The sequence below is a fragment of the Methylobacterium sp. 1A genome, assembly GCF_058072805.1.
The window spans coordinates 23,402-44,190 of the sequence record NZ_JBYQVE010000001.1 but is presented as its reverse complement, the minus strand read 5'-3'; the positions used below and the strand labels follow the sequence as shown (position 1 = coordinate 44,190).

Genomic DNA, 20,789 nt, shown 5'->3' with positions numbered 1-20,789 from the left:
TCGCTCCGCTCGCAAAGACGGGCACGAAAAAGGGCGCCCGCGGGCGCCCTCATCCAATGTGCCGAGTCTCGAAAGAGTCAGGCGGCGGCGGTCTTCACCGGCACGCCCTTCTCGGACAGGAAAGTCTGCAGCTCGCCCGACTGGAACATCTCGCGAGTGATGTCGCAGCCGCCGACGAACTCGCCCTTCACGTAGATCTGCGGGATGGTCGGCCAGTTCGAGAAGGCCTTGATGCCCTCCCGGATCTCCTGGTCGGCCAGGACATTCACGCCCTTGAACGGCACGCCGAGGTAGTTGAGGATCTGCACCACCTGCCCCGAGAAGCCGCATTGCGGCATCTGCGGCGTGCCCTTCATGAACACCACCACGTCCTGGGAGGCGATCTCGTTCTGGATGGTCGTGTTGACGTCGGTCATCGCTCTGTCCTTGTTCGTGGGTCGTATGTGAGGTCTGAGTCAGCGGCGCGCAACCGAAGCAGCGATCGTACGAAGTGCGCGCTCGATATCGAAAGTCTCGGTCAGCAGATCCTCAGGACGGATCGGGCAGGCTTCCGGCAGCCCCGGGAGCAGCGCGTTCCCATAGGCGCTAAGACCAGCCTCGGCAGCCGTGAAGGCCGATTTCCAGATCCTGCTCCAGTTCAGCCTTTGCCGCATCGACGCTTCGTAGGCGTTCCAGGCGGTGATCTGGAAGGTCGCGACCTCCTCCCGCCAATGCAGGCTGGCCGGCGCGAGCGGGGCGGACGCGCGCTTGAGGAGGTGGGCGAGCGTCTGGATCAACAGCCCCTCGACGGCCCGCAGATGCGAACGCCCCTTGCTCTCGATCTCCTCGGCAACGTTCTCCCAATCGACCGCGTTCGACAGCTCAGGCCGTTCGGCCAGCGCGCGCAGGGCCGCCGCCTGCTCCTCGGCCCAGGTCACGATGTCGTCGTCGTAGAGACTCGGTCGATCCATCGGGAGAGCTCCCGCGAGAAGGCTCAATCCTGCGGGACGCCCGTGGTCAGCGCAAGGGCGTGGAGCACGCCGCCCATCCGGCCCTGGAGGGCGCCGTAGACCATCTGGTGCTGCGCCACCCGGGTCTTGCCCTTGAAGGCCGCCGACAGGACGGTGGCGGCGTAGTGGTCGCCGTCGCCCGCGAGGTCGCGGATCTCCACCTGCGCGTCCGGCAGGGCCTCGCGGATCATGCGCTCGATCTCGCCCGCATCCATCGGCATCGGGAAACTCCTCGTCAGAACGGGGCTCAGGCGGCCGGCGCGGCCGGTTGGCTCGCCATGTAGTCGGGCAGCCAGCCCTCGTGCGCCGCATTCAGGTCGGCGAGCGATATGGTCTCGCCGCCCGGCAGGGTCAAACGGTCGGAGCCGGCGACGCCGACCGAGGCCGCGGCCACGCCCTGGGCCGCGGCAGCCGCGAGGAGATCGGTGGCCGTTTCCGGCCGCACCGCCAGCAGGTAGCGGCCCTGGTCCTCGCCGAAGAGGTAGGCGTGGGGCGGCAGGTCCACCGGCACGTCGGAGAGCGCCACGCCGATCCGGCCCGCCATGGCCATCTCGGCGAGCGCGACGGCGAGGCCGCCATCCGCGAGGTCGTGGACCGTGTCGACGGTGCCGGCCTGGATCAGGCCGCGGACGAAGTCGCCGTTGCGGCGCTCCAGGGCGAGGTCGACGGGCGGCGGCGCCCCCTCCTCGCGGCCCTCGATCACCGACAGGTAGGCCGACTGACCGAGCCAGCCCTCGCTGTCCCCGATCAGCACCAGCACGTCGCCTTCGCGCTTCAGGGCGATGGTCGCGTGGCGCGCCACGTCGTCGAGCACGCCGACGCCGCCGATGGTCGGGGTCGGCAGGATGCCGACGCCGTTGGTCTCGTTGTAGAGCGAGACGTTGCCCGACACGACCGGGAAGTCGAGCGCCCGACAGGCCTCGCCGATGCCCTGGAGGCAGCCGACGAGCTGGCCCATCACCTCGGGCTTCTCGGGGTTGCCGAAGTTCAGGTTGTCGGTGATGGCGAGCGGCTTGGCGCCGACCGCCGTGATGTTGCGCCACGCTTCGGCCACGGCCTGCCGGCCGCCCTCGACCGGGTCGGCCTCGCAGTAGCGCGGGGTGACGTCGCAGGTGAGCGCCAGCCCCTTCGGCCCGTCCTCGACCCGCACGATGGCGGCGTCGCCGCCGGGCTTCTGGACGGTATTGCCGAGGATGAAGTGGTCGTACTGCTCGAACACCCAGCGCTTCGAGGCGAGGTCGGGTGAGCCGACGAGGCGCCTCAGCGCGTCGGTGAGCGAGGCCGGGGCCGCCACATCGGCGGCCGCGATCACCGGCTGGTGCGTGTTGGCGAGGTGCGGCCGGTCGTAGAGCGGGGCCTCGTCGCCGAGCTCCTTGATCGGCAGGTCGGCCACTGTCTCGCCGTGCCACTTGATGACGAAGCGCAGCGTGTCGGTGGTCCGGCCGATCACCGCGAAGTCGAGGCCCCACTTCACGAAGATGGCTTCCGCCTCGGCCTCCATGCCGGGCTTGAGCACCATGAGCATGCGCTCCTGGCTCTCCGAGAGCATCATCTCGTAGGGGGTCATGCCCTCCTCGCGGGCCGGCACCTTGTCGATGTCGAGCTCGACGCCGAGGTCGCCCTTGGCGCCCATCTCCACCGCCGAGCAGGTGAGGCCGGCCGCGCCCATGTCCTGGATGGCGATGACCGCGCCCGAGGCCATCAGCTCCAGGCAGGCCTCCAGCAGCAGCTTCTCGGCGAAGGGGTCGCCGACCTGCACGGTCGGGCGCTTCGACTCGGATTCCTCGTCGAACTCGGCCGACGCCATGGTGGCGCCGTGGATGCCGTCGCGGCCGGTCTTGGAGCCGAGATAGACGATCGGGTTCCCGACGCCGGCGGCGGCCGCGTAGAAGATGCCGTCGGTGCGGGCGAGCCCCACCGCCATGGCGTTGACCAGGATGTTGCCGTCGTAGCGCTTGTGGAAGCCGGTCAGGCCTCCAACGGTCGGCACGCCGAAGGAGTTGCCGTAGCCTCCGACGCCCGCGACCACGCCCGAGACGAGGCTGCGGGTGCGCGGATGGTCGGGGGAGCCGAAGCGCAGGGCGTTGAGCGCCGCGATCGGCCGCGCGCCCATGGTGAAGACGTCGCGCAGGATGCCGCCGACCCCGGTCGCCGCGCCCTGGTAAGGCTCGATGTAGCTCGGGTGGTTGTGGCTCTCCATCTTGAAGACGCAGGCGTGGCCGTCGCCGATGTCGATGACGCCCGCGTTCTCGCCCGGTCCCTGGATCACCCACGGCGCCGAGGTCGGCAGCCCGCGCAGATGCTTGCGGGAGGACTTGTAGGAACAGTGCTCGTTCCACATGGCCGAGACGATGCCGAGCTCGGTCAGCGTCGGGTCGCGCCCGATCAGGCCGCGGAAGCGCTCGTACTCGTCCGGCGTCAGGCCGTGCTGGGCCACGAGCTCGGGGGTGATCGGAACGTCGTTGCGGAACATGGGCGGTCTCGACGAGGGCGGTCCGGGAGCCCCGGCAGGGCCCTCGACCCGATGCGCGACCCGAACCGGGCCGCGCGCGGCGACGGTGACGGATTAGTGCGTTCCGCCACCGCGTTGCAATACGCCGGCCCTGCTGGCCGTGTATGGGTGCCGGTCACGCGGCCGGCGGATGGGCCAGAAAATCGGCGATCGCGGCCACGAACCTGTCGCCGTAGGCCTCGCGCTTGCGCTCGCCGACCCCGTGGACGGTGCGCAGCGCCCAGAGATCGACGGGCTTCTGGCGGGCCATCTCGATGAGGGTCCGGTCCGGGAAGACCATGAAGGCCGCGATGCCCTCGGCCCGGGCGAGCGTGGCGCGCAGGCCGCGCAGGTGCTGGAACAGCGCCTCGTCGGTCTCCGAGAGGGCGATCTCGCCGTCCTCGCGGGCGGCGGCCCGGCGGCGCTCGCGGGACTCGGTCTTCGGCTCCGGATCGGGGCGGAGCTGGACCGGCTCCCGGCCGAACAGGATCGCCTCGCCCTTCTCGGTCATGGACAGGCCGCCGTAGCCGTCGGCGTTCTCGGCGATCGCCCCGGCGGCGAAAAGCTGGCGCAGGATCGCCCGCCACGCCGCCACCGGCTTGTCCGCCCCGACCCCGAAGGTCTTGAGGCTCGCGTGGCCGTTGCGGCGGATCTGGTCGCTCTCCTTCCCGTGGACCACGTCGCAGATATAGGCCGCGCCGAAGCGCTGGCCGGTGCGCACGATCGCCGACAGGATCTTCTGGGCCGGGACCGTCCCGTCCACGAGGGTGACGCCGCCGCGGCACAGGTCGCAGCGGCCGCAAGCACCGCTCGACTCGCCGAAATAGGCGAGCAGCGACTGGCGGCGGCAGGTGGCGCCCTCGCACAGGGTGATCATCGCCTCGAGCTTGCGCCGCTCGACCCGGCGGCGGTCGTCCGAGATCTCCTTCTCGTCGATCTGGCGGCGACGGAGCGCCATGTCGTCGAGGCCGTAGAGGGTCAGGGTGTCGGCGGGCAGCCCGTCGCGGCCGGCGCGGCCGATCTCCTGATAGTAGCCCTCGACGTTGTTGGGCATGTCGGCGTGGCAGACGAAGCGCACGTCCGGCTTGTTGATGCCCATGCCGAAGGCGACGGTGGCGGTCATCACCACCCCGTCCTCCTGCAGGAACCGGTCCTGGTTCGCCATCCGCGTCGCTTGGTCGAGGCCGGCATGGTAGGGCAGGGCGTCGAAGCCGTCCTTCCGGAGGGTTTCGGCGAGCTGCTCGGTGCGCTTGCGCGACGAGCAGTAGATGATCCCGCTCTCCGCGCGCCGGTGCTTCAGGAACCGCTCGATCTGCCGGGCCGGGTTGTCCTTGGGCTGGAAGGTCAGACGGATGTTCGGCCGGTCGAAGGAGTGGACGAAGATCTTCGGGGGCCGGTCCTGCGGGAACAGGCGCTCGGCGATCTCGGCGCGGGTCGCGGCGTCGGCGGTGGCGGTGAGCGCCAGGGTCTGGACGTTGCCCAGCGCCGTCCGGGCGCGGGCGATCTCACGGTACTCCGGTCGGAAATCGTGCCCCCACTGCGAGACGCAGTGGGCCTCGTCGACGGCGAGCCGCCGGACGCCGGCGCCGCGCAGGGCGTCCATGCAGCCGTCCATCAGCAGGCGCTCGGGGGAGACGAACAGCAGCCGCAGGTCGCCGGAGCGCAGGGCGCGCCACGTCTCGCGGGACTCGGATTCCCCGACCGTCGAGTTCAGGGTCGCGGCGCGGATGCCGACGCTGCGCATCTGCTGGACCTGATCGTGCATCAGCGCGATCAGCGGCGAGACCACCACGGTGAGCCCCGGATCGACCAGCGCCGGGAGCTGGTAGGTCATCGACTTGCCCGAGCCCGTGGGCATCACGGCGAACACGTCGGTCCCGTCGAGCACCGCGCCGATCACCTCGTCCTGGCCGGGGCGGAAATCCTCGTAGCCGAACGTCTTCTTCAGCGCGGCGCGGGCCTCGTCGAGGCGGGTCATCGGGATCCTTGGTCGGAGTCTGGCCGCCCTTGCGGCAGGGGTGTGTAGACACTAGCCTCTCCGTGTCTACACGGGGGCCGCCATGCCGCTCAACATCCGCAGCGAAGTGGTGAATCAGCTGGCCGAGAAGCTGGCATCGCGGGCCGGCGTGAGCAAGACCGAGGCGGTGCGGATCGCGCTTCAGAACGAGCTGGATCGGCGGGAAGAGTCGCTGACCGAATTTCTGGAGAAGATTCGCCCGATACAGGAGGCCCTTGCCGCCTACCCGAAGACCGGCCTCAAGGCCGACAAGACCTTCTACGACAGCCTCTATGAGGACTGATGTTCATCGATGCGTCGGCGCTGGTGGCGATCCTGTGCCAGGAGCAGGGATATGAACGGGTGGCAGATTGTCTCCGCCAAGCTCCGCGTCGTCTGACCAGTGCCCTCGCCCAGTTCGAGGCTGTCTTGGCGGTGGCTCGCATTCGGTCGCTGCCGCCTGAGACCGCCGAGAGACTCGTGAACAGCTTCCGCGAGACGGTCGGTATCGGGATGGTCTCCCTCGGCCTTGCAGAAATCCGCATCGCCGTTGCGGCCCATGCCCGCTACGGCAAGGGCCGCCACCCGGCGCGCCTGAACCTCGGCGACTGCTTCGCCTATGCCTGCGCACAGGTGCACGGCGTGCCGCTGCTCTATGTCGGCGACGATTTCCCGCAGACCGACATCCGCTCCGCCCTCGCCTGAGGCTTCAGCCCCCGTGGAACTCGGCCACGTGCTGGGCCACGATCGCGTCGAAGGATTCATCCGCCCGGAAGCCCAGGGCCAGGGCGGCCTCCGGCTCGAACGCCTCCGGCCAGGAGCCGACGATCCGCGCGATGGTGGCGTCGGGTTCGCGCCGGATCAGCGCCACGGCCTTGTCGCCCGCCGCGCGGCGCAGAGCCTCGATCTCCTCCGCCACCGTCGCCGAGACGCCCGGCATGGTCAGGCTGATCCGCGGGCCGATCGCCGCGAGGTCGAGCCCGGCCGCGTGCGTGAGGAAGCCCACCGCCGCCGCAGGGCTGGCGAACCAGTGCCGCACCGTGTCGGGCACCGGCATGATCGCCTCCTGGCCGGCGAGCGGCTCGCGGATAATGCCCGAGAAGAAGCCCGAGGCCGCCTTGTTGGGCTTGCCCGGCCGCACGCAGATCGTCGGCAGCCGCAGGCCGATCCCGTCGAGGAAGCCGCGGCGCGCGTAGTCGGCGAGCATCAGCTCGCCCATGGCCTTCTGGACCCCGTAGGAGGAGGCCGGGCGCAGGATGTGGTCGTCCGGGATGACCTTGGGGAAGGGCGGCCCGAACACCGCGAGTGAGGAGGTGAAGACCAGCTTCGGCCGGTAGCCGTCCGCCGCGCTGGCCGCCCGGATCGCGTCGAGGAGCAGGCGGGTGCCGTCGAGGTTGACCCGGTAGCCCAGCTCGAGGTTCGCCTCGGCCTCGCCGGAGACCACGGCGGCGAGGTGGAAGATGACCCCCGGCCGCTCGGCGATGGCGGCCTCGGCGGCGCCGGGCGCCGTGAGGTCGGCGGCCTCGGCCCGCACCGGACCGGAGAAGCCCTCGGGCGCCGCGGGCGGTACCACGTCGAGGAGGGTGAGGGCGGTGAGCGGCTGTCCGCCGACCCGGCCATCCCTCACCAGGGCGTCCACGAGGCGGCGGCCGATCATGCCGGCGGCGCCGAGAATCAGGGCGTGCATGGAAAACCTCCCGTCGGGTTGTGGCGTCAGGCCATCATGTCGAGGGCGCGGCCGAAGAAATCGGCGCCGCCGAAATTGCCGGATTTGAGGGCGAGCAGCATCGGCTCGGGCCGGCCCGCCGTGCGCAGCACCGGCACACCCGCGGCGATCTCGGGGCCGAGCAGGAAGGCCGTGAGGCCCAGCCGGTCGACCACCGCGCCGGAGGTCTCGCCGCCGGCGACCACGAGCCGGCGCACCCCGCGGGCGACGAGGCCCTCGGCGATCGCTGCCAGCGCCGCCTCGATGGCGTGGCCGGCCGCGTCGACGCCGTGGGCGGCCTGGAGCGCGCGCACCGCCTCGGGCCGGGCCGAGGTGGCGATCAGTACCGGGCCCGAGGCCAAGTGCTTGTCCGCGAAGGCCAGGGCCTCGGCGACCACGTCGTCGCCCGCGAGCAGCCGCGCCGGGTCGAGGTGCAGCACCGGCATGATCGTTTCCGCGGCGGCGACCTGCTGGAGGGTCGCCTGCGAGCAGCTGCCGGCGAGGCAGGCGGAGGCGCCACCCACCGGTTCGCCCACGGCCGCGCCGGCGGCGTCCTTGGTTCCCCGCCCGTCGGCCGCGAGCGCCCGGGCGAGGCCGAGGCCGAGGCCGGACGCGCCCACCGAGAACTTGCGGCCGACGATCGCCCGGCCGAGCACCTCGAGGTCGCTGTCGAAGATCGCGTCCGCGATGGCGGCGCCCTTGCCCTCCTGCGCGAGGGCGTCGAGGCGGGCGGCCACGGCCTCCGCGCCCTTCGCCACCGTGGCGGTGTCGATCAGGCCGACGGGACTGCCGCTCTGGCGCCCGAGCACGCGCACGAGGTTGGCGTCGCGCATCGGGTTCAGCGGGTGGTCCTTGAGCGGGCTCTCGTTCAGCGGCACCGAGCCGACGAACAGGTTGCCCTGGTAGACGCTCCGCCCAGTCTCGGGGAAAGCCGGGGTGACGAGGGCGACGGTCTCTCCGGCCTCGGCCCGCAGGGCGTCCATCACGGGACCGATATTGCCCGCATCGGTGGAGTCGAAGGTCGAGCAGACCTTGAACATCACGTGGGCCGCGCCCCGGGCCCGCAGCCAGGCTTCCGCCTCGCGGGAGCGCGCCACGGCCTGGTCGGCGGGGATCGAGCGGCTCTTGAGGGCCACCACCACCGCGTCGGCCTTCGGCAGCGACCGGCCGTCCTCAGGCACGCCGATGGTCTGGATCGTGCGCAGACCCGCCTTGGTCAGCGTGTTGGCGAGGTCCGAGGCGCCCGTGTAGTCGTCGGCGACGCATCCCAGCGCGAGGCTCATCGGGCGCTCCCCTTGTAGGCGGCGAGCCAGCCGAGGCCCGCGACGGTGTCGGCGGCCGGAATGTACTCGCAGCCGACGAAGCCGCGGTAGCCGAGCCGGTCCAGCTCGTCGAACAGGAAGAAGTCGGCCATCTCGCCGGTCCCGGGCTCATGCCGCTCGGGCACGCTCGCGGTCTGGACGTGGCCGATGAGCGGCATCAGGGCGCGCAGCCGCACGGTCACGTCGCCGTGCAGGATCTGGCAATGGTAGAGGTCGAACTGGAGCTTCAGGTTAGGCAGGGCGAGCTCGCGGATCAGGTCGGCCGCGCGGCCGAAATCGTTGAGGAAGTAGCCCGGCATGTTGCGGCCGTTGATCGGCTCCAGGACGAGGTCGAGGCCGGCCGGCGCCAGCCGCTCCGCCGTCCAGGTCACGGCCCGGCGGTAGGATTCGACCGCCCTGGGATCGTCCCACGGGGCGAGGCCCGCCATGAGGTGGAGCCGGCCGACGCCGGTCGCCTCGGCGTAGCGGAGCGCCGTGTCGACCCCCGCCTTCAGCTCGTCGAACCGCTCGGGGAAGGCCGCGATCCCGCGCTCGCCCTCGGCGAAGTCGCCCGGCGGCAGGTTGAACAGGGCCTGGGTCAGGCCGTTCGCGCGGAGCCGCGCGCCGATGTCGTCCGGCGCGTGCTCGTAGGGGAACAGGAACTCGACGGCGTCGAACCCGGCCTTGGCGGCGGCCTCAAACCGGTCGAGGAACGGCACCTCGTTGAACATGAGGCTCAGGTTGGCGGCGAAGCGCGGCATGGTTCTGTCCCCTCAAGCTTTCTCGGGCAGCTTCGCCCCCGAGACCTGGGCGTAGAGCCGCGCCACCGAGGCGTCGTCGTCCCGGCCCATGCCGGCGCCCGACGCCATCAGGAACATCTGCAGGGCCGCCGCCGCCACCGGGACCGGGTACTTCTCGGCCCGGGCCATGTCCTGCACGATGCCGAGATCCTTGACGAAGATGTCGACCGCGCTCTTCGGGCTGTAGTCGGCGTCGAGGATGTGCGGCACCCGGTTCTCGAACATCCAGGAATTGCCGGCCGACTTGGTGATCACATCGTAGACGCGCCGGAGGTCGAGCCCCTGCTTGGCCGCGAAGGCCATCGCCTCCGAGGCGGCGGCGATGTGCACGCCCGCGAGCAGCTGGTTGATCATCTTGAAGGCCGCGCCCTGGCCGGCGGCGTCGCCGAGCTCGTAGAGCGTGCCCGCCATGGCATCGAGGGCGGGCCGCGCCTTCGCGAAGGCCGCCGCCGAGCCCGAGGCCAGGAAGGTCAGGCCGCCCTCCGCCGCGCGGGCGGCGCCGCCGCTCATCGGGGCGTCGAGGTAGTGGCGGCCGGTGGCCTCCAACCGCGCCGCCAGCGCCCGGGCGACGGCCGGATCCATGGTGGCGGAGGAGACGAACACCGCGCCCTCCGGCATCGCGGCGGCGGCGCCGTCCTCGCCGAACAGGACCGCCTCGGTCTGGGCGGCGTTGACCACCACGCTCACCACCACGTCGGCGTCCCGCGCCGCTTCGGCGGGGTTCGCGGCGCCCCGGCCGCCGGCGGTCGCGAAGCGCGCCACCGCCTCCGGGTTCACGTCGCAGGCGGAGACCGCGAAGCCCGCCCGCAGGAGCGAGCCGGCCATCCCGGAGCCCATGGAGCCCAGGCCGATCACCGCGGCGCGGGGTGTTGCGTTGGTCATCGGGGACGGCTCCTGAAGCTGGGAAAGGGCGCCTCGGCGTCGCCGCTCGAAGCGCGGGTCCCCTCTCCCGTGCGGGAGAGGGGCCAAGTCGCGCCCGGATCAGAGGTCAGCGGTTGACCATCCGGGCGGGCGTCACGAACACGCAGACCGCGCCGACCACCAGCATGGCGGCGAGCGCGTAGAGGCCCGTGGCGGTGCTGCCGGTGGCATCACGCAGGGCGCCGATCACGTAGGGGCTAACGAAGCCCGCGAGGTTCCCAACCGAGTTGATCAGCGCGATGCCGGCCGCCGCGCCCGCGCCGCTGAGGAACGCCGTGGGCAGCGACCAGAACAGGGGCGAGCAGGTCAGCACGCCGGCCGCCGCCACCGACAGCGCCGCGATGGCGAGCGTCGTCGAGCCGGCATTGGCCGAGACCACGAAGGCGACCGCGCCGATCAGCGCCGGGATGATCAGGTGCCAGCGGCGCTCGCGCATCCGGTCGGCGGAGCGGCCGAGCAGAATCATCACGATCGCCGCGCAGACGAACGGGATCGCGCTGATCAGGCCGATGTTGAAGTTGCCCTGCACGCCCGACGCCTTGACGATCGTCGGCATCCAGAAGGTCAGCCCGTACTGGCCGGTGACGAAGGCGAAGTAGATCAGGCTCATGAACCACACGCGGCCGTTGCGGAACACGGTGGCGATAGAGTGCGGGCTCGATTCCTTGCCCTGGTTGTCGGCCGCGATGTCGCGCTCGAGGAGCTGCTTCTCGGCGTCGGTCAGCCACTTGGCCTCGGCGGGGCGGTTGTCGAGGTAGAAGAACACCGCGAGGCCGATCAGCACCGCCGGCACCGCCTCGATCAGGAACATCCACTGCCAGCCGGACAGGCCGTGGGCGCCGTTGAACGCGTCCATGATCCAGCCGGAGAGCGGGTTGCCGAAGATGCCGGAGATCGGGATCGCCGCCATGAACACGGCGATCACCCGGGCCCGGCGATGGGCCGGGAACCACGAGGTCGTGTAGAGGATGACGCCCGGGTAGAACCCGGCCTCGGCGAGACCGAGGAGGAAGCGCATCCCGTAGAAGCTCCACTCGGAGTTCACGAACAGGAACGCCCCGGAGATCACCCCCCAGGTGATCATGATCCGGGCGATCCACACCCGGGCGCCGACCCGGTGCAGGATCACGTTCGAGGGCACCTCGAACAGGAAGTAGCCGAGGAAGAAAATGCCGGCGCCTAGGCCGTAGACCGTCTCGGAGAATTTCAGCTCCTGGGACATCTGGAGCTTGGCGAAGCCGACATTCACCCGGTCGAGATATGCCACGACGTAGCAGAGCATCAGGAACGGCACGAGACGCCAGAACACCTTCGCGTAGGTGCGGTCGGCGAAGGACTTCTCGTCCGCGGGTGCGGTGGCGCCCCCCAGCGGGGCGGCTTGAACCGACATGGCGTACTCCCTGGTCCGGGCCGCACGGCTGCCGGACATTGCTCTTCACCGCTCGTCGGGCGGCGCTGGGGCGGTGCCATATCGCCTTTTGGCAGCGCTGCCAATCCGGTTGTGCGAGATAATGCAGGCCGCTATGTCAGTCGTGGATCGACGCGGACGGTCTTCCCATTCCTGCCTTATGCCGAGGCGCTGCAGCGTGGCGGAGGCCTCCTTCGGGGCCCGCTTCGCGGTCGTCTCAGGATGAGGGAAGGACGCCAGGAGGTTCGACGGGCGTCGTGAAAAAAAACCGCGCCGGGAGAGCGGGGCCATGGACGACATCCAGCCGCAGGGGCGGCTCGTCACCCTCACCGACGTCGCCCGCGAGGCCGGGGTCGGCGAGAGCACGGTCTCACGGGTCCTGCGCAACCACGGTTCCTACTCCAAGCGCGCCGGCGAGCGGGTGGCGGAGGCGGTGGCCCGGCTCGGCTACGTGCCGAATCGCCTTGCCGGCAGCCTCGCCGGCCAGGGGGCGAGCGCGCGGCTCGTGGGCGTCGTCATCCCGTCGCTCGCCAACGTGGTCTTCCCTGACCTGCTGCGCGGCCTGACCGCCGCCCTCGACGCCGATGGCATCCCCTGCGTGATCGGCGTCAGCGACTACGACCCGGACCGGGAGGAGGCGCTGGCCGCCGCGCTCCTGTCCTGGCGGCCGGCGGCGCTGCTGCTCACCGGGCTGGAGCACAATCCCGGCACCGTCGCCCTGGCGAAGGCCGGGGGCGTGCGCGTGGTTGAGATGATCGACACGGACGGGGAGGGGATCGACGCCGTGGTCGGCTTCTCCAACCGGGCCGTGGGGGCGGCGAGCGCCCGGCACCTCGTCGCGCGCGGCTATCGCCGCATGGCCTATCTCGGGCACGATCTCGCGGTCGACCTGCGGGCGGGCAAGCGGCTGGCCGGGTTCGAGCAAGCCCTGGCGGAGGCGGGTTTGGCGCTCTGTGGCAAGGAAATCCGGCCGGGGCCGTCCTCGCCGGCCTCGGGCCGGGCCGGGCTGGAGGCGCTGCTGGCGCGCGTGCCCGATCTCGACGCGGTCTACTTCTCCAACGACGACATGGCGCTCGGCGGCTACTTCGCCTGCCTGTCGGCGGGGCTGGCGGTGCCGGGACGGATCGCGCTGTTCGGCTTCAACGGGCTCGACTTCGCGGCGGCGATGCCCCAGCCCCTGTCGACGGTGCGCACGCCGCGCCTGGAGATCGGCCGGCGGGCTGCCGCCTGCCTGACCGGCGAAGGCCCGAGAAAAATCGATCTCGGGTTCGAACTGATCGAGGGAGCGACCGCATGAGCGACGAGAGCCGGCTGCGCGAGGAGATCTGCCGCTACGGCCGCTCGCTGTTCGAGCGCGGCCTGACGCCGGGGTCGTCCGGCAACATCTCGCTGCGCCTGCCCGACGGCGGCTGGCTGGTGACGCCGACCAACGCGTCGCTCGGATTCCTTGACCCGGCGCGGATCGCGCGGCTGGACGATGCGGGGCGGCTGGTGTCGGGCGACAAGCCTACCAAGGAGATCCCACTGCACAGCGCGCTCTACGAGAGCCGGAGCGAGGCCAAGGCCATCGTCCACCTGCACTCGACCCACGCGGTGGCGGTGTCGATGCTGCCGGAGATCGACCCGCGTCAGGTGCTGCCGCCGCTGACGCCCTACTACCTGATGCGCACCGGCGGCACGGCGCTCGTGCCCTACTATCGCCCGGGCGACCCGGCCGTGGCGGACGCGATCCGGGGCTTGGCCGGGAAGTACAGCTCGGTGCTGCTCGCCAATCACGGCCCGGTGGTGGCCGGCGATAGCCTGGAGGGCGCGGTCTTCGCCACCGAGGAGCTGGAGGAGACCGCCAAGCTCTACCTGCTCCTGCGCAACCTCAACCCGCGGCCGCTGAGCCCCGGGCAGGTCGCCGATCTGGTGAGCCATTTCGGCCTGACCCTGCCGGAGCCGGACGACCATGCCGGGCACGATCACGGGTGAGGGTGCCTCGGGGTCGGTGCGAGGCGCGACGCACCCCCTCTCCCGTGCGGGAGAGGGGACCCGCGCCCGATTCCGAGCTCGGCGCGCCGACGCTCACCCCTCGATCTTCGCGAACTCCGCCACCTCCCGCGTCGCGGCCCGCAGCGCGTTGAGCAGAGCCAAGCGGTTCTCGCGGAGCTTCGGATCGGGCGCGTTGACGGTCACGTCCTGGAAGAACGCGTCCACCGGCGCGCGGAGCGTCGAGAGCGCCTGCATCGCCCCGGCGAAATCCTCGCGGGCCACGGACGCCGAGGCGGTCTCCCGCGCCTTCGCCAGGGCCTCGGCCAGGGCGCGCTCGGCCGGCTCGCCCGCGGCGGCGAGGGCGGCGTCGGGCGCGGAATCGTAGGCGCGGCCGTCCTTCTTCTCCTCGATCCGCAGGATGTTGGCCGCGCGCTTGTAGCCCGCGAGCAGGTTCTTCCCGTCCTCGGTGTCGAGGAAGGTGGCCAGCGCCTCGACGCGGCGCACGACCATCAGCAGGTCGTCCTGGCCGGGCAGGGCGAAGACGGCGTCGATCAGGTCGTGGCGGGCGCCCTGGTCGCGGAGATAGACCTTCAGGCGGTCTGCGAGGAAGCCGAGGAGATCCCGCGCGTCGGCACCGGCCCGCCCGGCAAGGCCGCGATCCGCCGCGCCGACCTGCTCCAGAAGGCGCAGGCGCAGGCCGCGGTCGAGGATCAGCCGGATCACGCCCAGCGCCGCCCGGCGCAGGGCGAACGGGTCCTTGCTGCCCGTCGGCTTCTCGTCGATCGCCCAGAAGCCCGCCAGCGTGTCGAGCTTGTCGGCGAGCGCCACCGCGATGGAGACCGGGTCGGTCGGCACCCGGTCGGAGGGGCCGAGCGGCTTGTAGTGCTCCTCGATGGCGGCGCAGACGCTGTCGTGCTCGCCCTGGAGCACCGCGTATTTCCGGCCCATCAGGCCCTGGAGCTCGGGGAACTCGCCGACCATCTCGGTGACGAGGTCGGCCTTGGCGAGGCGGGCGGCGCGCTCGGCGAGCGCCGGGTCGGCGCCCACGCGCGGGGCGAGATCCTTCGCGAGCGCGGCGATGCGGGCGATCCGCTCGCCCTGTGTGCCGAGCTTCTCGTGGAAGACGATGGCGTCGAGCTTGGGCAGGCGCTCTTCCAGGCGGGTGGCCTTGTCGGTCTTCCAGAAGAACTTCGCGTCCGAGAGGCGTGCCCGCACCACCCGCTCGTTGCCGGCGGTGATCGCCTGGCCGCCGTCGGTGGCGACGAGGTTCGAGACCAGGATGAAGGCCGGCGCCAGGTCCTCGGAGCCGCCCTTGCGCAGCACGAAGCACTTCTGGTTCGCCCGGATGGTCGCGCGGATCGCCTCGGCGGGGATGTCGAGGAACGACTCGTCGAACGAGCCCATCAGCACCACCGGCCATTCTACGAGGCCCGACACCTCTTCCAGCAGGCCCTCGTCCTCCACGAGGTCGAGGCCGCGGGCGAAGGCGAGGTCGCGGGCGTCGTGCAGGATCACGTCCTTGCGCCGGTCGGCGTCGAGGATGACCTTCGCGCGCTCCAGCGCCTGGATGTAGTCGTCGAACCGGCGCACCTCGATCGCCTCGGGGGCGAGGAAGCGGTGGCCATAGGTCACCGTGCCGGCCGCGATCCCGCCGACCGAGACGGGGACCACCTCCGGCGTCTCCGTCTCGGGCCCGAAGGTCGCGACGATCGACTGCAGCGGGCGCACCCAGCGCAGAGAGCCCGGCTCGGCCGAGGCCGCGCCCCAGCGCATGGATTTCGGCCAGGGAAAGGTCCGGACGATCTCGGGCAGGAGTTCGGCCAGGACGTCCAGCGTCTCGCGGCCGGGGCGCTCGATCACCGCGAGGTAGAACTCGCCCTTCTTCGGATCGGTGACGGTCGTGGCCTGGTCGAGGCTCGTCAGACCCGCGCCCTTCAGGAAGCCCTGGACGGCCGCCTCGGGGGCGCCGACCCGCGGGCCGCGGCGCTCCTCGCGCACGGCCTCGCCCCGCGCGGGCAGCCCGGCGATGTGGAGCGCGAGGCGCCGCGGCGTCGAGAACGCCCGGGCGCCCTCGTACAGGAAGCCGCGCGCCACGAGGGCGTCGGTGACGAGCTTCTTGAGATCCTCCGCCGCGCGCCGCTGCATGCGGGCGGGGATCTCTTCCGAGCGGAGTTCGAGCAGGAGGTCGGGCATGGGGCGGCCATATCGCCGCGCCGCACCCCTGTCGAGGGTCGGCGCGCGGGGCTCAGCGCGCCTCGCCCTTGAGGATGGTCGAGAGCTGCCACTTCCGGTCGCCGATCGCGTGGGCGTCGGAGACCTTCCAGCCGCCGTCCTCGCGCACGAGGTCGTACACGATGACGTTGGCGCCGTTGCCGCCCTTGCGCTCGACCGTGACCTTCGCCTGGTCCTTGCCCTCGGTGGCTTCCTTGAAGGTCAGGTTCTTCACCGTGTCGGGCTTCAGGGGCTCGCCGTTCAGGCGGTAGTCGAAGTCGAGGTTGCCGGTGGCGCCGTTGGCCTGCTTCGCGTCGGCGTCGAACAGGCTCTGCAGGCGCTTCGAGTACACGGAGGAGTGATTCGGGTGCGGCTCGGCGTAGAGCTTCTTGACCGTGGCCTCGGGCCCGGGATCGGCCGCCAGCGCGGGGGCGAGGCCGAATCCGAGGAGGCTGAGGGCGAGGATCGTCTTCTTCATTGGGCATGTCCCGCGTCTGCGGACGCGCCGAGGCGCGCCGGTTGGCGGGGGTTGCAACGCGCGAGGGCTCAAGGGGCTCCGCGATGGGGGCCGCTCGGTCATCGCGAGCGGAGCGAAGCGACCCAGGGCAGCGGAACGTCCCTAGCCGTGGCGCCGCTGGATCGCTTCGCTCCGCTCGCAAAGACGGGGCGTGCGAAGTCTGCGACGCGCGCCGGCTTCGTCGGAATGGCTCACGCGCCCCCGGCCGCCGTCTTCAGCCACGCCGCGCCGCAGGCCTTGGCCAGCTCGCGCACGCGCAGGATGTAGCTCTGGCGCTCCGTCACCGAGATCACGCCGCGCGCGTCGAGCAGGTTGAAGACGTGGCTCGCCTTGATGCACTGGTCGTAGGCCGGCTGCGCCATGCGATGGCGCGCGCCCTCCGCGTCCGGCGCGCCCGCCGCGAGGTAGGACCGGCAGGCGGCCTCCGCGTCGGTGAACTGGCGGAACAGCATCGCGGTGTCGGCCGCCTCGAAGTTGTGGCGGGAATATTCCTGCTCGGCCTGCAGGAACACGTCCCCGTAGGTGATCCGGTCGGCGCCCTCGGCGCCGTTGAAGTCGAGGTCGTAGACGTTCTCGACGCCCTGGACGTACATGGCGAGCCGCTCCAGCCCGTAGGTCAGCTCGCCCGCCACCGGCGCGCACTCGAAGCCCGCGACCTGCTGGAAATAGGTAAACTGGGACACCTCCATCCCGTCGCACCAGCACTCCCAGCCGAGACCCCAGGCGCCCAGCGTCGGGCTCTCCCAGTCGTCCTCGACGAAGCGGATGTCGTGGAGCTTCAGGTCGACGCCGATGGCGGCGAGCGAGGCGAGGTAGAGCTCCTGCAGGTTCGGCGGGTTCGGCTTCAGGATGACCTGGAACTGGTAATAGTGCTGGAGCCGGTTGGGGTTCTCGCCGTAGCGGCCGTCCTTGGGCCGGCGCGAGGGCTGGACGTAGGCCGCCTTCCAGGGCTTCGGGCCGAGCGCCCGCAGGGTCGTGGCCGGATGGAACGTGCCGGCGCCGACCTCCATGTCGTAGGGCTGGAGGATCACGCAGCCCTGCGCCGCCCAGAATTCCTGAAGCGTCAGGATCAGACCCTGGAAGGATTTTTTCTCGGACATCGGTCTCGGAAGCTCGGGATCGCGCGTCGGCTCGGGCCGCCAGCGGGCCGGTTTAGGTGCGGGCGCGCGGGGGTGCAAGGCGAAGGGTGTCGACCGCGGGAGCGCGGCGCCGGCATCCCGGGTTGCCTCTGCGGTCCCGATGATGGTCCGCTGGCCGCGCACCCACGGAGAGAATCATGGATCCTGACCTCGCGATCCGCCCGATCGGCCCCGGCGACCGGGACGCTTGGCTGCCGCTCTGGCGGGGCTACCAGGCGTTCTACAAGGTCGACCTGTCGGACGCCGTCACCGACACGACCTGGCAGCGCCTCAACGATCCGGCCGAGCCGGTGGACGGCGCCCTAGCGTGGCGCGGCGCCGAGGCGGTCGGCCTCGTCCACCACATCCGCCACCGCTCGGCCTGGACGGTCGGCGACTACTGCTACCTTCAGGACCTGTTCGTGGCGGACGGCACCCGCGGGCTCGGGATCGGCCGTCGGCTGATCGAGCACGTCTACGCGGCCGCGCAGGCCGCCGGCTGCTCCCGCGTCCACTGGCTGACGCACGAGACCAACGCGGACGCGATGCAGCTCTACGACCGGATCGCTGAGAAGTCGGGCTTCGTGCAGTACCGCAGGATCTTCTGAGCGCCGGCGCCCCGCGTGCGCCGGGACACCCAAGCGTGGCGGTTTTTGGGCGATAAACCGGAACCGCCGAGCTGACGGCCAAGTTATCAGCGCAACAGGGGATCTCGGCACCTCAGCGCTGCCGAATATTAGACGTCGGACGACCCGTCATGTTCAATGCTCGCACCCACACCACCTTCGGCCGCAAGAACATCGCCGTCTTCGCCGCGCTCGCCATCTCGTCGCTGGCCGCCACGCCCTTCGTGATGAGCGCCAGCCGCGCACTCGCCACGTCCGAGGACCAGCCGGTGGCCGCGACCCTGCGGGTCGAGCCGGTGGAGGTCGCCCCCGTGGCGGCCGCGCCGAAGGCTGAGGGAAGCTGCCTGCGCAAGGTGCGGGTGGTCTACAGCGGCTACGGCCAGTCGGCGGACGGCTGCGCGGCCCACTGACGCCCGCGCCCCGACTCAGACGTGGGCCGGTGCGGTCCCGGCCAGACGCTTGAGATGGAGCTCCTCCAGGTCGATCTCCGTCTCCAGCTGCCGCAGAACCGAGCTGTGGATCCGGTTCTGCCGGTGCAGGTCGATCAGGGCCGACCGGCCTGAGCGCACGGCGAGCAGCGCGGCGGCGAAGTGCTCGGTCTTCTCGGCCTCCAGCGCCGCCCGCTCGTCGCGGTCCCGCGAGGACGCCCGCACCCGGCGGCGGTACTCCTCCACGAGGCGCGGGTGCTGCGGCGCCCCGGTCTCGGGGAACACCAGGCCTTCCAGGGCGGCGAGCCCGGCCTCGTTCACGACCACGCGGGCCATCGGCGCGTCGAGATGGCCGTCGGGGAGGTGCGCCGCGGGGTCGAGGCGCAGCCGCCGGATCAGCGGCCCCAGCGTCGTGCCCTGCACCAGCACGGTGAACAGGATCACCGCGAAGGCCGCGACCAGGATCGCGTCGCGGCCCGGGAAGTCCACCGGCAGCGCCAGGGCGGCCGCCAGGGTCACGACCCCGCGCATGCCGGCCCACCCGACGATCAGCGGCACCGCCGGGTTCGGCGACGGTTCCTGCGCGCGGAACCGCGGCGACAGGAGCCGCCGCAGGTAGACGGCGGGGAACACCCAGAGCAGGCGGGCGACCACGCAGGTTGTCGTGACGGCGAGGGCCAGCGGCAGCTCCGCCGAGAGCGCCCCCAGCTGGCCGCCGGTCCGGGCCAGCACGCCGCGGAGCGCCAGCCCGATCAGGACGAAGACCAGGGCCTCCAGCACGAAGACCACGAACTCCCACACCGCCACGGAGTGGCGGCGGGCATGCGCGTCGAAGGTCTCGTGCTCCCGGCCGCCCATCATCAGGCCGCAGGCGACCACGGCCAGGACGCCGGAGGCGTGGATCTCCTCGGCCGCGAGGTAGGCGACGTAGGCCGCGAGGAAGCTCAGCACCGTGATGGCGTTGGCGTCGTGCATCCGCCGCATCACCAGGGTCACCGCCACCCCGCACGCGATCCCGACCGCGACGCCCGCCACCGCGAGCCACGCGAAGCTGCCGGCCGCCGCCCAGGCGCTGAAGGTGCCGGTGAGCGCCGCCGCCACCGCGAAGCGGTAGAGCACGAGGCCCGAGGCGTCGTTCACGAGGCTCTCGCCCTCCAGGACCGTGATCATCCGGCGGGGCAGGGCGACGCGGGCCAGCACCGCCTTGGCAGCCACCGCGTCCGGCGGCGAGACGATGGCGCCGAGGGCGAAGCAGGCGGCCCAGGGCAGGGACGGCACCACCGCGTGGGCGACGAGCCCGACCACGAGGGTCGTGAACAGGACCGCGCCGAGCGACAGGGACAGGATCGGGCCGAGGCTCGCCCGGAAGTCGCGCCAGACGGTGAAGTAGGCGGATTCGAGCAGGAGCGGCGGCAGGAACAGGACCATGATCAGGTCCGGGTCGAGATCGAAGGCCGGCAGGCCCGGCACCACCGCCAGCGCCATGCCGCCGACGACGAGGGCGGCGGCCGGCGGGAAGCCCAGGCGCCCGGCCGCCAGCGACAGCAGCAGGGCCGCGCCGAGGAGGCCGAGGATCAGCTCGAACAGGGCGACGGAGGTCATCGGTGGATCGGGCCCGGCGCTGGATCTGCAGGAAGCGCGGCCGTTCTAGGACGTTTCCTGGTCGGATGAATACCGCGTCGGCCGAAGGTCCGCCGAGGGTCGCGGCGCGGGCCGCGACCTAGAGCGCCCCTTCCCGCACGGCACCCGGATCGGCCAGCGCGTGCAGGATGCGCGCGGCGCTGTGGGCGAAGCGCAGCGTCACGGCCTTGCGGCGGGCGCCGCTCAGCGGGTGCTCGGGCGGTTCCCGCAGGATCCCGGCCCCGTAGGCGTCGGCGACGATCAGGCCGCACTCCTCCGGGATCAGCGACTCGGGCACGTCCTCCGGGATGGCGAAGAAGAACCGGTCGCAGAAGTCGCGGTAATCCGGCCATTTCCGGTCAGCGCGGAAATCGGCCACGCTCGACTTGATCTCTACGATGGTGAGCTTGCCGGCGCCGCAGAGCGCGATCACGTCGGCGCGGCGGCCGTTGACGAGGGAGAATTCCGGCAGGGTGACGCAGCCCATCTCGGAGAACAGCCGGCGCACGCCGCGCTGGATGCGCAGGGCCGTGGGCGATTGCCGCCGGTCGGGCGGCAGCAGCGCCTCGACGGACGGGGGTGCGGAATCGGGAAGGCCGAGGGAAGCGGACATCGAGCTCGGGGGATGCGTCTGCGGGTGCGTCTGTTCCGAATCGGGACATCCTGCCAAGTCGCGCCCGCTCC

At 71.5% G+C, this 20,789-nt stretch carries 21 protein-coding genes; 6 read left to right on the top strand and 15 right to left on the bottom strand.

Annotation, left to right across the window (positions count from 1 at the left end):
- Positions 1 to 77: 77 nt before the first annotated feature.
- The 5 genes from grxD to recQ form a co-directional block, all read right to left on the bottom strand.
- Complete coding sequence (grxD, locus tag ACX9MN_RS00235) at positions 78 to 416, bottom strand: Grx4 family monothiol glutaredoxin (RefSeq protein WP_012318124.1); 339 nt, start codon at positions 414 to 416, stop codon at positions 78 to 80.
- Positions 417 to 455: 39 nt separating this feature from the next.
- Positions 456 to 950: a DUF29 domain-containing protein gene (locus ACX9MN_RS00230; RefSeq protein ID WP_489723496.1), complete on the bottom strand. Its 495-nt coding sequence runs from the start codon at positions 948 to 950 to the stop codon at positions 456 to 458.
- Positions 951 to 973: 23 nt separating this feature from the next.
- Entirely contained in the window at positions 974 to 1,210 is a 237-nt protein-coding gene (locus ACX9MN_RS00225) for a BolA family protein (RefSeq protein WP_007568343.1), read from the bottom strand.
- A 26-nt stretch (positions 1,211 to 1,236) separates the two neighbouring features.
- Positions 1,237 to 3,462, bottom strand: coding sequence for a phosphoribosylformylglycinamidine synthase subunit PurL (gene purL / locus ACX9MN_RS00220; RefSeq protein ID WP_489723495.1), 2,226 nt, complete (start codon positions 3,460 to 3,462; stop codon positions 1,237 to 1,239).
- A 154-nt stretch (positions 3,463 to 3,616) separates the two neighbouring features.
- On the bottom strand, positions 3,617 to 5,458 hold the full coding sequence (gene recQ / locus ACX9MN_RS00215) for a DNA helicase RecQ (RefSeq protein ID WP_091927279.1): 1,842 nt from the start codon (positions 5,456 to 5,458) through the stop codon (positions 3,617 to 3,619).
- A gap of 82 nt (positions 5,459 to 5,540) precedes the next feature.
- Here recQ and ACX9MN_RS00210 point away from each other — a divergent pair, with 82 nt between their 5' ends.
- Positions 5,541 to 5,780, top strand: coding sequence for a type II toxin-antitoxin system VapB family antitoxin (locus ACX9MN_RS00210; protein ID WP_056523518.1), 240 nt, complete (start codon positions 5,541 to 5,543; stop codon positions 5,778 to 5,780).
- The gene (locus ACX9MN_RS00205) at positions 5,780 to 6,181 is read left to right on the top strand and encodes a type II toxin-antitoxin system VapC family toxin (RefSeq protein ID WP_020092459.1); all 402 of its coding nucleotides are present in this window, start codon (positions 5,780 to 5,782) and stop codon (positions 6,179 to 6,181) included. Before ACX9MN_RS00210 ends, ACX9MN_RS00205 begins: the two co-directional genes overlap by 1 nt.
- A gap of 4 nt (positions 6,182 to 6,185) precedes the next feature.
- On the opposite strand, the gene denD is transcribed toward ACX9MN_RS00205, so the two are convergent.
- The 5 genes from denD to ACX9MN_RS00180 form a co-directional block, all read right to left on the bottom strand.
- On the bottom strand, positions 6,186 to 7,163 hold the full coding sequence (gene denD / locus ACX9MN_RS00200) for a D-erythronate dehydrogenase (RefSeq protein WP_489723494.1): 978 nt from the start codon (positions 7,161 to 7,163) through the stop codon (positions 6,186 to 6,188).
- A 26-nt stretch (positions 7,164 to 7,189) separates the two neighbouring features.
- Positions 7,190 to 8,464: a 3-oxo-tetronate kinase gene (otnK, locus tag ACX9MN_RS00195; protein ID WP_489723493.1), complete on the bottom strand. Its 1,275-nt coding sequence runs from the start codon at positions 8,462 to 8,464 to the stop codon at positions 7,190 to 7,192.
- Positions 8,461 to 9,243: a 2-oxo-tetronate isomerase gene (gene otnI / locus ACX9MN_RS00190; protein WP_489723492.1), complete on the bottom strand. Its 783-nt coding sequence runs from the start codon at positions 9,241 to 9,243 to the stop codon at positions 8,461 to 8,463. Before otnI ends, otnK begins: the two co-directional genes overlap by 4 nt.
- 12 nt (positions 9,244 to 9,255) lie before the next feature.
- A complete protein-coding gene (gene ltnD, locus ACX9MN_RS00185; protein WP_489723491.1) occupies positions 9,256 to 10,164 on the bottom strand; it encodes an L-threonate dehydrogenase in 909 nt (302 codons plus the stop codon).
- A 106-nt stretch (positions 10,165 to 10,270) separates the two neighbouring features.
- Positions 10,271 to 11,593 (bottom strand): MFS transporter, encoded by a 1,323-nt coding sequence (locus ACX9MN_RS00180; RefSeq protein ID WP_091682313.1) that lies wholly within the window; start codon positions 11,591 to 11,593, stop codon positions 10,271 to 10,273.
- A gap of 307 nt (positions 11,594 to 11,900) precedes the next feature.
- Here ACX9MN_RS00180 and ACX9MN_RS00175 point away from each other — a divergent pair, with 307 nt between their 5' ends.
- Together ACX9MN_RS00175 and otnC are read left to right on the top strand one after the other, a co-directional pair.
- Positions 11,901 to 12,908 (top strand): LacI family DNA-binding transcriptional regulator, encoded by a 1,008-nt coding sequence (locus tag ACX9MN_RS00175; protein ID WP_489723490.1) that lies wholly within the window; start codon positions 11,901 to 11,903, stop codon positions 12,906 to 12,908.
- The gene (gene otnC, locus ACX9MN_RS00170; protein ID WP_489723489.1) at positions 12,905 to 13,585 is read left to right on the top strand and encodes a 3-oxo-tetronate 4-phosphate decarboxylase; all 681 of its coding nucleotides are present in this window, start codon (positions 12,905 to 12,907) and stop codon (positions 13,583 to 13,585) included. The genes ACX9MN_RS00175 and otnC overlap by 4 nt, the downstream gene beginning before the upstream one ends.
- Before the next feature lie 93 nt (positions 13,586 to 13,678).
- Here otnC and glyS read toward each other — a convergent pair whose 3' ends face one another.
- The 3 genes from glyS to ACX9MN_RS00155 form a co-directional block, all read right to left on the bottom strand.
- The gene (gene glyS, locus ACX9MN_RS00165; protein WP_489723488.1) at positions 13,679 to 15,778 is read right to left on the bottom strand and encodes a glycine--tRNA ligase subunit beta; all 2,100 of its coding nucleotides are present in this window, start codon (positions 15,776 to 15,778) and stop codon (positions 13,679 to 13,681) included.
- Positions 15,779 to 15,830: 52 nt separating this feature from the next.
- Positions 15,831 to 16,274: a DUF3828 domain-containing protein gene (locus ACX9MN_RS00160; RefSeq protein WP_489723487.1), complete on the bottom strand. Its 444-nt coding sequence runs from the start codon at positions 16,272 to 16,274 to the stop codon at positions 15,831 to 15,833.
- A gap of 230 nt (positions 16,275 to 16,504) precedes the next feature.
- Entirely contained in the window at positions 16,505 to 17,413 is a 909-nt protein-coding gene (locus ACX9MN_RS00155; protein ID WP_103985503.1) for a glycine--tRNA ligase subunit alpha, read from the bottom strand.
- Between the two features lie 176 nt (positions 17,414 to 17,589).
- On the opposite strand from ACX9MN_RS00155, the gene ACX9MN_RS00150 reads away from it, so the two are divergent.
- Together ACX9MN_RS00150 and ACX9MN_RS00145 are read left to right on the top strand one after the other, a co-directional pair.
- The gene (locus tag ACX9MN_RS00150; RefSeq protein WP_273562921.1) at positions 17,590 to 18,039 is read left to right on the top strand and encodes a GNAT family N-acetyltransferase; all 450 of its coding nucleotides are present in this window, start codon (positions 17,590 to 17,592) and stop codon (positions 18,037 to 18,039) included.
- 149 nt (positions 18,040 to 18,188) lie between these two features.
- On the top strand, positions 18,189 to 18,467 hold the full coding sequence (locus tag ACX9MN_RS00145) for a hypothetical protein (protein ID WP_489723486.1): 279 nt from the start codon (positions 18,189 to 18,191) through the stop codon (positions 18,465 to 18,467).
- Positions 18,468 to 18,482: 15 nt separating this feature from the next.
- On the opposite strand, the gene ACX9MN_RS00140 is transcribed toward ACX9MN_RS00145, so the two are convergent.
- Together ACX9MN_RS00140 and ACX9MN_RS00135 are read right to left on the bottom strand one after the other, a co-directional pair.
- Positions 18,483 to 20,087 carry a Na+/H+ antiporter gene (locus tag ACX9MN_RS00140; protein WP_489723485.1) on the bottom strand — a complete coding sequence of 535 codons (1,605 nt, stop codon included), beginning with the start codon at positions 20,085 to 20,087 and terminating at the stop codon, positions 18,483 to 18,485.
- A gap of 118 nt (positions 20,088 to 20,205) precedes the next feature.
- Positions 20,206 to 20,718 carry an MmcB family DNA repair protein gene (locus ACX9MN_RS00135; RefSeq protein WP_273562923.1) on the bottom strand — a complete coding sequence of 171 codons (513 nt, stop codon included), beginning with the start codon at positions 20,716 to 20,718 and terminating at the stop codon, positions 20,206 to 20,208.
- Positions 20,719 to 20,789 lie beyond the last annotated feature (71 nt).